The sequence below is a fragment of the Mucilaginibacter sp. genome, from assembly GCF_036383575.1.
Classification (GTDB): Bacteria; Bacteroidota; Bacteroidia; order Sphingobacteriales; family Sphingobacteriaceae; genus Mucilaginibacter.
On sequence record NZ_DASVOB010000842.1, the window covers coordinates 1 to 9,443 of the forward strand.

General features: G+C 41.7%; 11 protein-coding genes and 1 tRNA gene. 6 read left to right on the plus strand and 6 right to left on the minus strand.

Features of this window, described 5'->3' with window-relative positions; all coding sequences use genetic code 11:
* Window positions 1–2,534: hypothetical protein (locus VF500_RS29635; RefSeq protein ID WP_330863110.1), on the minus strand; the 2,534-nt coding region annotated here is incomplete at its 3' end.
* A gap of 206 nt (window positions 2,535–2,740) precedes the next feature.
* Window positions 2,741–3,181 (minus strand): hypothetical protein, encoded by a 441-nt coding sequence (locus tag VF500_RS29640; protein ID WP_330863111.1) that lies wholly within the window; start codon window positions 3,179–3,181, stop codon window positions 2,741–2,743.
* Window positions 3,182–3,555: 374 nt separating this feature from the next.
* Here VF500_RS29640 and VF500_RS29645 point away from each other — a divergent pair, with 374 nt between their 5' ends.
* The 5 genes from VF500_RS29645 (at window position 3,556) to VF500_RS29665 (ending at window position 6,628) form a co-directional block, all read left to right on the plus strand.
* A complete protein-coding gene (locus tag VF500_RS29645) occupies window positions 3,556–4,275 on the plus strand; it encodes a hypothetical protein (RefSeq protein WP_330863112.1) in 720 nt (239 codons plus the stop codon).
* Between the two features lie 458 nt (window positions 4,276–4,733).
* Window positions 4,734–4,807 (plus strand) — tRNA-Pro (locus VF500_RS29650).
* 183 nt (window positions 4,808–4,990) lie between these two features.
* Complete coding sequence (locus tag VF500_RS29655) at window positions 4,991–5,662, plus strand: hypothetical protein (RefSeq protein ID WP_330863113.1); 672 nt, start codon at window positions 4,991–4,993, stop codon at window positions 5,660–5,662.
* A gap of 465 nt (window positions 5,663–6,127) precedes the next feature.
* Window positions 6,128–6,295: a hypothetical protein gene (locus VF500_RS29660; RefSeq protein WP_330863114.1), complete on the plus strand. Its 168-nt coding sequence runs from the start codon at window positions 6,128–6,130 to the stop codon at window positions 6,293–6,295.
* On the plus strand, window positions 6,296–6,628 hold the full coding sequence (locus VF500_RS29665) for an N-acetyltransferase family protein (RefSeq protein WP_330863115.1): 333 nt from the start codon (window positions 6,296–6,298) through the stop codon (window positions 6,626–6,628).
* An 8-nt stretch (window positions 6,629–6,636) separates the two neighbouring features.
* Here the strand turns inward: VF500_RS29665 and VF500_RS29670 are convergent, their stop codons facing one another.
* Complete coding sequence (locus VF500_RS29670; RefSeq protein ID WP_330863116.1) at window positions 6,637–6,930, minus strand: hypothetical protein; 294 nt, start codon at window positions 6,928–6,930, stop codon at window positions 6,637–6,639.
* A 305-nt stretch (window positions 6,931–7,235) separates the two neighbouring features.
* Between VF500_RS29670 and VF500_RS29675 the strand changes: the two genes are divergently transcribed.
* Window positions 7,236–7,439, plus strand: coding sequence for a hypothetical protein (locus VF500_RS29675; protein ID WP_330863117.1), 204 nt, complete (start codon window positions 7,236–7,238; stop codon window positions 7,437–7,439).
* 71 nt (window positions 7,440–7,510) lie between these two features.
* Here the strand turns inward: VF500_RS29675 and VF500_RS29680 are convergent, their stop codons facing one another.
* From VF500_RS29680 to VF500_RS29690, 3 genes are all read right to left on the minus strand, one after another.
* The gene (locus VF500_RS29680) at window positions 7,511–8,062 is read right to left on the minus strand and encodes a DUF4256 domain-containing protein (RefSeq protein ID WP_330863118.1); all 552 of its coding nucleotides are present in this window, start codon (window positions 8,060–8,062) and stop codon (window positions 7,511–7,513) included.
* Window positions 8,063–8,468: 406 nt separating this feature from the next.
* The gene (locus VF500_RS29685; RefSeq protein ID WP_330863119.1) at window positions 8,469–9,050 is read right to left on the minus strand and encodes a YdeI/OmpD-associated family protein; all 582 of its coding nucleotides are present in this window, start codon (window positions 9,048–9,050) and stop codon (window positions 8,469–8,471) included.
* A gap of 5 nt (window positions 9,051–9,055) precedes the next feature.
* Window positions 9,056–9,443, minus strand: a 388-nt coding sequence (locus VF500_RS29690) for a DoxX family protein (RefSeq protein WP_330863120.1), incomplete at its 5' end; no start/stop codon positions are given.

Below are 9,443 nucleotides of genomic sequence, written 5' to 3' on the forward strand. Positions count from 1 at the left end.
TCTTCGGCCGTTTTCAGGTTGTCCTTAATATCCTTCTGGCTTTGCGATAAAGTAACATATGACGGATCTGTAGGGTTGGTATTCTTCAACGTCTGCATCAGCTTTTCCTGGTTAAACGAGCTGTTGACCAAGCTTTTTAACAATTCCCTCAGCTGCTGTGCATCAACGGCATTCTCTTTTGATTCGCCTTCGTCACTGTCCTTTTGCATTTTAGCGGCAAGCTCCTTCATTTGTTTGGCTGCCTGCTGCTGCGATTTTGAGGCCTTTGAATTATCCTTTTTTTGCAGATCACCAGCGCTTTGCTCCATCTGCTGTTCAATATCATTTGTCTCTTTTTCGGGGTTTTGAAAGTCGGATTTACGTTCAGCCTGATCGTTGGTTTTTTGCAGTTCGTCAAAGCCTTTCTTCACATCCTGGAAATCCTGCTTCAGTTTATCCTGCTGTTGCTGTAAGTTCTTTTGATCGGCCCCGGGTTGTTTGGTTTGATCTGATAGCTTTTGCTGCTCATCGGCCAGCTTATTCAGCTGATCAAGGTTTTGGTTAAGCTTTTGCTCAAACTCCAGCTTCCTGTACAGTTCCAGTACCCGGTCGAGCTCTTTTTTTAAGGACTTATTATCCATCTGCATTTTGGACAGTTCATCGCGGGTAGCATCCTTTTGCTGCTCGTTTAACATTTGCTGCAGGTTTTGAAGCAGCTCTTTTGTTTTTTGATCAAGCACATTGTTAAACAGGTCTTCTATCTGTTTTTGCTTGGCCATGATCTCTTCGGTTTGCTTTTGATTTTCCTGGCGGTTGTATAAATTCTTTTTGTTATCGGCCTGGATATCTTTTACAAGGTCTTCCAGGTCCTTGCGTTTTTGCATCAGGTCTTCTACCTGTTTTTTCTCATCGAAAGAGAGTGTATTTTTGTTCAGCAGGTTTTGGTTTAGCTTTTGAGCGTCGCGCTCAACCTGCCCGGCCAGCTTAATAGCCGACTCCATTTTTTCTTTTATTGCTTTCGATCCAGCATTTAACTGCTGGTTAACCTCCTTGCTATCGGGGACATTTAGTGTATGTTTTGCAGTACGGGCTGTTTTGTGGCCGGTCACTTCGTCGTTATCGGCAACCTCAAAATAGTAGCTTACATGGTCGCCTGGGTTAATACCCATTTCCTTCAGGTTCCAGTAGTAAAAGAAATCGGCCTGCGTTTGGGCCAGATCAGCATTAACCTTTTTGGTAAACTCTTTGGCTTTGCTGTTACCAGCGGCTTCAATACTGTAATGAAACGTGAGCGACGAAAAGCCGTGATCGTCCTGGATCTTACCGTTAAAATAAAAAGCTTTCATACTTACCGAATCCGGCTTTTCATCAACAGAGATAGAAGGCGCTTCGTCGGTAACAACACTGATGCGGTAAGTGGCCGAATCGCTATAATTTACCTGCGCGTTAACCGGCAAAAGTTTATAAACCGAGTTTTTCAGCACCCTTTCGCGGTGCTCGAATAAGTCGGCTCCGTTTTGCACGGCGGGATGACTTTGCCCGTTCATATCAAACATAAGCGCGCTTGCGTATTGGGTATGCAATTGCCAGTTCACCGTTGTACCTGCAGGAATAGTCAAATCGCCGGCGTTAAGCAGCTTTTCATTTTTTTTATGCAGATAGGCCGGATAGTTCAATTCAACATCAAAATGGAGCAACGCCGGTTTCTGGTTTACTTTGATCTCATAGATTGCCGAACTGAAGCCATTCCCCGATAATTTAAAACGGGTATTTTGCTGCAGGTTGCTAAACTGGTAATGAAAACGGCTGATATTGTCCTTATCAAGCTTAAACGTGTTTTCGCCCATTTCAACATAAACATCGGCAGGCAGCCTATCGCCTTCCAACTTAAGGTCAAGCTTTAAATCGTTACCCTGAACAACAGAAAGCGTTTTGTTCAGTACAACAAATTTGAACGGGGCCGCGGGCACAAAATATTCATTATGCCTGATAAGCCTTTTAGTGCTTTCCGTTAAAACAGATGGCGCGGCCAAAGCAATGATGATAATTACCCCCAGCGGACCAAGCGCCCATTTTAAATATTTAGTATTTTCTTTAAGGTTGATGGCCGACGGAAAACTTACCGGCTTAAGCGCCTCTATCTTTTGGTCGATACTGGCTTCGATAAGCGCACGGTGGCTTTCATCTTCGGCAGCCAGCTTTTTAAGTTGCAGGGTATTGAGCAGTTTATCATGAACATCATTAAAATGTTTACCTATAATTTCGGCGGCTTCATCATGCGTTAAGGTTTTGCCCAGTTTAAGCCAGGCCAGCAATGATGGTAAAACCAGCCAGCAAACCAATATGGTATTGAGGAGGATAAAAAAGTAAAAAAGGATGGTACGCAGCAGAATGCTGAAATTGCCGAAATACTCGCTCAGCGTAATAACTACATAAGCACTGAAAAGACCGGTGCCTAAAAATATTAATCCGCGCAGAAAATTATTGAAATAATACTTCCGGGTAAAAGTATTGATCTTGCCAAGCAAAAGTTCATAATTTTCTGTCGAGGCCATACTACAGGTGGAAAAACATTAAATACACACGCTTTATAAAACGCAAAAGCCATGTATTATATATAACAAGTGCTGGTTTAAGTTAAAAATTAAAGCAATAATAATAAAATGTTAATTGTTTTGTGACAACAAAAATTGATTACGCCGCTTTATTGGGCAATATGCGGTTTTTAACAGAAATAATGGGAAAAACCTGAGCGGTTATTCTATTCACGTTCCTCAACTGGTTCTTCTTCCTCAGCCTCTTCGGGTTCGAGCTTATGCAGCCAGATGCCGGCTATCCCGGTAACTGAATACGGGAATATGATCACCGCAACAGAAGATACCGCCGAAACTTTCTTTTCGAAAAGCAATTCGCAGAACGACAGCATGGTAATGATCAAAATGGATGTGGTTAAAACCTGTTTTATGTAGAATGGGTCTCTTTTTTTTGATAAATAATTTATAGCCATCCAAAATACAAAGGCAAAAGGGATAGTAACCAGCAGGATCATATCTGCAAAAATGATATAGTCTTTCCTGATCTCATCAATAAGGCTTATTTCCGGGTTCTCGATAATAAACCAGGACAACACCAGCTGAAGCAGCGGCGCCACAATAACAAGCATCAGCCAAACCTTTAAGCTATATGTAAATGACCTGTTCATAATTTATTAAAGAAGCCAACAAGATACACAGCAGACCATAAATTAACAATAGTACAAACGCCGCATATAAGCGGTACAAAGCAATAACTTAGCGCAACTATATTCACCGATATTTAAACACCGCGCCATTAAATTAAAAGGTTTACAAGTAAAATATAGAACTTGTTTTTTTAATAAAAATTATATCTGCCCCGGCAGAAATTTCTTCGTCAAAAGTTCTATTAACAACGATAGGTGTTATCCCTTTTCGTTTTGGCCGAAAGTTAATCGTAAGTTAATTGTCACATTATAAATTAACACAAAATAGGTGTTTTAACGGGTTGTTAAGCGTATAGTTAATTATTACCTTGCATTAATTTAACCGCTGCCCTATCATGTCCGTTCCGATCCCGCTCAATACCCCCATATTGAATTATTTCAGCGTTGGCAGCGCTTGGCAAAATTTCTTGTTTTATGGCGCGATATTTTACCTTTTATATCTTAACCTCTTTTTAATCAGGCGAAAGAAAAACTATAAGCAACCCGCCGCAGATGCGTCAATTGAACAAGAGAAGCCCATTCAACCTGGTGCAAACACTACCAACGAAACATTGCTCAATATAAATGCAGCTTCAAATGCGGAAATAGCCGTTCTGAAAAATGAGCTGCTGGCACTGGGCGAAGAATTAGAGCTTTCTTATATAAAATCCGACCGGCTTAATGACCAGTTATCCGAAATACTGGATTGCCTGGAATTGACGGTAGCTTATGACCATACCCTGTGGGATTGGTCGCTGGATTTTAACAGCAAGGAGTTTACGTTTTCTGATTATGGATTGCGGCTCCGTGGCTTTCCCGAAAAAACAAAACCGGTAATAGATGAGGCGATTATGGTTGTTGATCCACGGCACCGCCAGGCGGTTTTGGATGCCGTTGAAAAATCATTTAAAACCGGGGCCGATTTTTCAATGACCTACCTCATTAACCCATTAGACGGCAGCCGACCCAAGGAGATAAAAGCGACAGGTAAAGTGCTGTATAACGAGCACGGAACACCGGTTAAACTCTTCGGAAAATTTGCGCTTACGCATACCGAACCGTTGGTGAAGAAGTGATTGTGCTTTACAAGCTTCTTAGCCTATTTTAAAATATCGGCTTATCCATTTACAGCTCCCCCCGGGGATTTACAAGTGTTCAGTTTTAAAAGTATGAACGTTTGTTCTTTTTTCTTAAAAACACATAGCTGATAGTCAACCACTTGCATTTCGGCCAAAATGCATTAAAAGCCGGACTGAACAAATTTTAACTGATAATCAACGAGTTGCAAATTTTCATTTTCCGAGGCTGAACACCCGGTTTTTAAAAACTGAACACTGACAAAATACTGTCAGTTCATTGGATAGATCCTGCCCGTTAAGTTACAGTAATGCTAACTAAGCGGATTGGGGACTAAAGCGCATTCATAACGATATATCTTTTTACATTTCCGTAGAAAGAATCAGGTTCCTTTTTATTCCGGGATTTTGAATTATGCCAACAACAATTATATTTGTAACCTGGCTATATATTAATTCGGGATGTAGCGTAGCCCGGTATCGCGCCAGCATGGGGTGCTGGAGGTCGTGGGTTCGAATCCCGCCATCCCGACTTTTATCAACACATTAAAGAGCATATCCAAAAGGTAATTTTACCAATTGAATATGTTCTTTTAGTTTTGTTGACCTCGACTACCTATTAACTCATTGGCGTATTGAATACCATTCCAACTTATTATATTAGCCTAGACTTGTAACAGAGATACTAAACTTAATCACATAAATGGCTACGTAAATGGACTGGCGATATAACACTATTTGGTTTGAACAGCTTGAAGCTGGTAACTATCTTAACCAAGACCTTAAGGTGGCACGTACACTTAGTGACAATTTCACTAAAGTTGAGTATGCAATACTATGGCACTTAAAGCACAATGAGGCTTCTTTTGATAACCTACCGGGCTCCGACAAGCTATCATACATGGAACTTAATTGGGCGAACATTAAAAACCTTCAAGGAATTGAAAAGTTTAGCAACTTAAAGAGGCTCGAATTGCACTACTGCACTAAGTTGGAGACTGATTTAGGAATAACTCAATTAAGCCAAACTCTTCAATATCTACACATCAACCAATCAAAGAAGTTTAGTTTCACAGATGAATTACTTAGTCTAACCGAGCTTCGGGTTCTTTGCTTAAACGCCTGTGGGCCAATTCAAGATCTCTCTTTCTTGAAATACTTTCCAAATCTGATAGACTTCCGTTTTGTTGATACCAATGTCATCGACGGAGACTTGACTCCAATTATTGAGCATCCAACCATAAGAAGTGTTGGCTTTTTAAACAAACGACACTACAATCTTAGTGATGTTCAGGTAGATCAAGAATTAGATTTGAAATCAGATGTTGAATACAGGCATTACGCTTACAAAGGCCGGTATCAAACAGAAAGATATGATTACATTTAAGTTTCCATATACATAATCTCCCGCTACCCTCACCCTCATTTGTTGCTTAGATGAAGGTAAGGGTAGCTCTGCTTATGCCTGTCGCTCTGTTAGGCCACCACACCAGGTCCATCGGTGTTCTTCACTCTTAAGCTCCTCATAACATCACGCCAAGCTTCGTTGCGCTCAATAAGCTTTCAGCACATCTCGCTACACCGCATCTTTATGCCAGTGCAGTTAACTCCGCACATTTTTTATTTATAAGGTATACTATGGTCAACAAACGACACCATTGAAGGACACAAAGAAGTAATGGAGAGGATATTGGTTAAATATCTGTTTTTAACAGACGCTGCCAGGATTAAGATTGCCGATCTGGCCGCATACTTTTGGAAGTCGGACTGATGTAATTTAAAGTTACAACTACCTCTATTTCACATATGATCTGCTTCTATCTTTGGATAAAAGAAGCTTAAATGATCCCCCATGGAACCACTAAAGTTTAGAGATGCCGTTGAAACTGATTTAAACAAGATAGTTGAAATATATAATTCGACCGTTGCATCAAGAATGTCAACCGCCGATACCGAACCGGTTTCTGTTGACAGCAGGAAAAAGTGGTTTGATGAGCATAACCATTCCAGGCCACTATGAATGGCGGAGGACAGCGACAACAACGTTGTCGGCTGGGTTAGCTTTCAGTCGTTCTACGGGCGACCGGCCTACAACGCAACCGTTGAGATCAGCATTTACCTTGATGCCAACCACCGGGGCAAGGGGTTCGGAAAAAAGATGCTTGAGTACAGCATTGCCATCGCTCCAACGCTTAATATAAAAACCTTAATTGGTTTCATTTTCGCACACAATGAGCCCAGTTTAAGATTATTCCAAAACTTTGGGTTCGAAGAATGGGGAAACCTTCCCAATATAGCTGTTCTGGATAACCAGGAAAGGGGATTAAAAATCCTGGGAAAAAGAATCGGTTAAGCGCTAAACTACTTGTGTTCGTCTTTTTCCTCAACCGGCAATGCTACTCCGCAAAACTTCTCCCAGCTTTCATACCCACAAAAATTTGCCAGCACATGAAGTGCGAACAATGACGGACCGAACTTCGCTTCTTTTAACCCGTACAACCTGCTTAATGTAATTCGGCTTATTTCTTTACCTGTCACCTTTTTAATCTTGTTTGCTAAAACTGGCATATCCACCTCCGTTACTGAGGATAAACCGGAACAGATCAAAACGTATTTTTTTAATAAATCAATTTCTGCTTTTGAATATTTAAACATTCACCCTCTCGTTTCTAACTAATTTTAAGCCTATTACGATATTTTGGAGGCAGGGTTGTGTTTATTGTGTCTTTTTTACACGACCAATTTTTGAAATCTCCAGGAATCATATTCGTCGATTCATTTTAACTGCTGGTCGATTTTCATTTGATTATCGGTTATAAAAGATTTCATTTGCCAAACAACGTATAGTTGTAGCGTAGTAACCCTGCGCATTAACGTGGTAACGTTATAACCTGTTATTAAACCTATGAATTGCGGATATCAAATATTGGTCGTTCGCAACTATCACAACCCGGACAATTATGAAGCCAACAGAATACGATATATTGTTAGCCGGCGAACAACGCATTTTAGAGGCCATTCAACAATTGGAAGCGGAATATCATTTTCATTTAGGTGCAATGAACACGGAATTGGAAAGGGTGCGGGAAGCGATAACAAAATGCAGCTTGTCTGTGGTTCATGTGAGCGATAATATCGACGGCAAGTTCAAGTCAAATACATAACTGGCCCTGAGAAAAGAAACTCCGACGCGCATAGATATCAAGGCTACCATAATGAATGTGCAGCTTAAATATCAAACCCTCAACGCCCCTCTGAATCCCCTGGCGGCATAGTATGACTCCGCGCCGTTGTGGTAAATAAAAATGGTACCGTAACGGAAATCGGCAAAAATGGCGCCGCCAAGTTTCCTGATGTCGGCAGGCGTTTTTATCCAGCTTGATGTTTTGGCGTCAAATTTTCCCAGCTTATGCAGTTCACGATATTGTTCTTCATTCAAAAGTTCGATGCCCATATCCCGCGCCATTTCAACAGCGCTGTTTGCCGGCTTGTATTCTTTCCTGGCTTCCAGTGCTTCGTGATCATAACAAACACTTCTGCGGCCTTTGGGGCTTTCTGTGGCACAGTCGTAAAAAATGTATTCGCCCGTGTTTTTATCATAAGCAACAACATCCGGTTCGCCGCCTGTTATTTCCATCTCATTGAGCGGCCATAGCTTTTCGGCATTGGCTTCCAGCTTTACCTGTACTTTGGCCCATTCAAGGCCGGTGTGACGGGTCATGTTTTTTTCGAAACGCGTTTTTAATATACCGAGGAGTTCTTGCTGTTGTTCTGGTGATAGTTTCATTTTTTGGTGGTGGTTATGGTTTAACTGGTGTATGATTTTCAAATTCCCTCCCTCGGGAGTGGTGTGTTAGGAATGTGCGGTGGCAGGGAGGGGTTTATACGTCATTTCGAACGAATATGCATATCTACGAAACCCATCCCTACACCCCAATGTCATTAAGTTAAGGGAAATCCCCCAGAGGGGGAACAGGTTTGTAGTAATATCATATACCGAAAATAACCGTGCCAGAGGTACGGAACACTCGGAGTTGTGTACCTCTGGCACACTAAGACATACAAATCTTTAATTTCTACAAACCTTTTGCACCTCTGGTGCAACCTGTCAATCTCTTAACATAATCACATTGCCCTACGCCCTCCCAAGGGAGGGAATCGCGCAACCCCGCGCTTTTTTCTTGTTCTGTGTATTACAAATCATTCAATCCTTTTCCGTTAAGAATCTGCGGCATCCATTTTTCAACCCTTGCTTCGCGGGTTGAGGATTGTTTCGGTTGTGCAAAGTGCAGCAGATAGGCTTTTTGCCGCCCCGGCGTTAATGCTTCAAAAGCCGTTTTCAGGGCGGGGATCGCATCTAACTTCTGTTGAAATTCAACAGCAACGGCAAAATCTTCGGTCTTTTTTAAGTTTACTTTTAACCCGGCTTTTTCTACTTCTATGGCTTCATAAATATAAGCTCTCAAAATAGCTCTTTGCTCTGCAATTTGCTCAACATTGGTAAACCGGGCCTGGCGGGCAGCCTGTACATTCTCCGACTGCTGAATCAGGATCTGATGGGTATCGCTCAACAGCGCTCCTTTAAAAAATAAAAACGCGCAGTATTCCTTAAACACATGGATCAAAACAATATTACTATCGCGGTAGGTGTAACAGGGGCTGCCCCACTTCAGTTCTTCAGTGAGCCCGCAATCAAGTGCGATCAATCTCATTTGCTCTATCTCTTCCTGCCACTTTTCGGTTTTATTAAAATAAAAATCAACCCTGGGGTTCATGTTACTTATAATTGGTTACCCGAAGTTACTTTTCTTTCGGCAGGTCTGAAATACCATGATATGATTGTGAGTACCAGCAACAGCAAGGCCGGAAATATTTCAGTTACCTGATTGCCCGATGCCAAATGCGAAAATATCGCTCCCGACATGGCAAAGAAAAAACCGGCATATGCCCATTCCTTTACCACAGGAAATTTAGGAACAAGCACCGCAATAACCCCCAAAACTTTCCAAACTCCTAATATTGTCAGAAAATAGCCCGGATAGCCTAAATGGGCAAGGCTATCGGCCCCTCCTGCCCCGGCTTTCGCTTTTAATAGCTGCACCATTCCGGTTGATATCATTCCTAAAGCCAGCCAGATGGTAGCTATCCAGTAGATAATTTTATTCCGC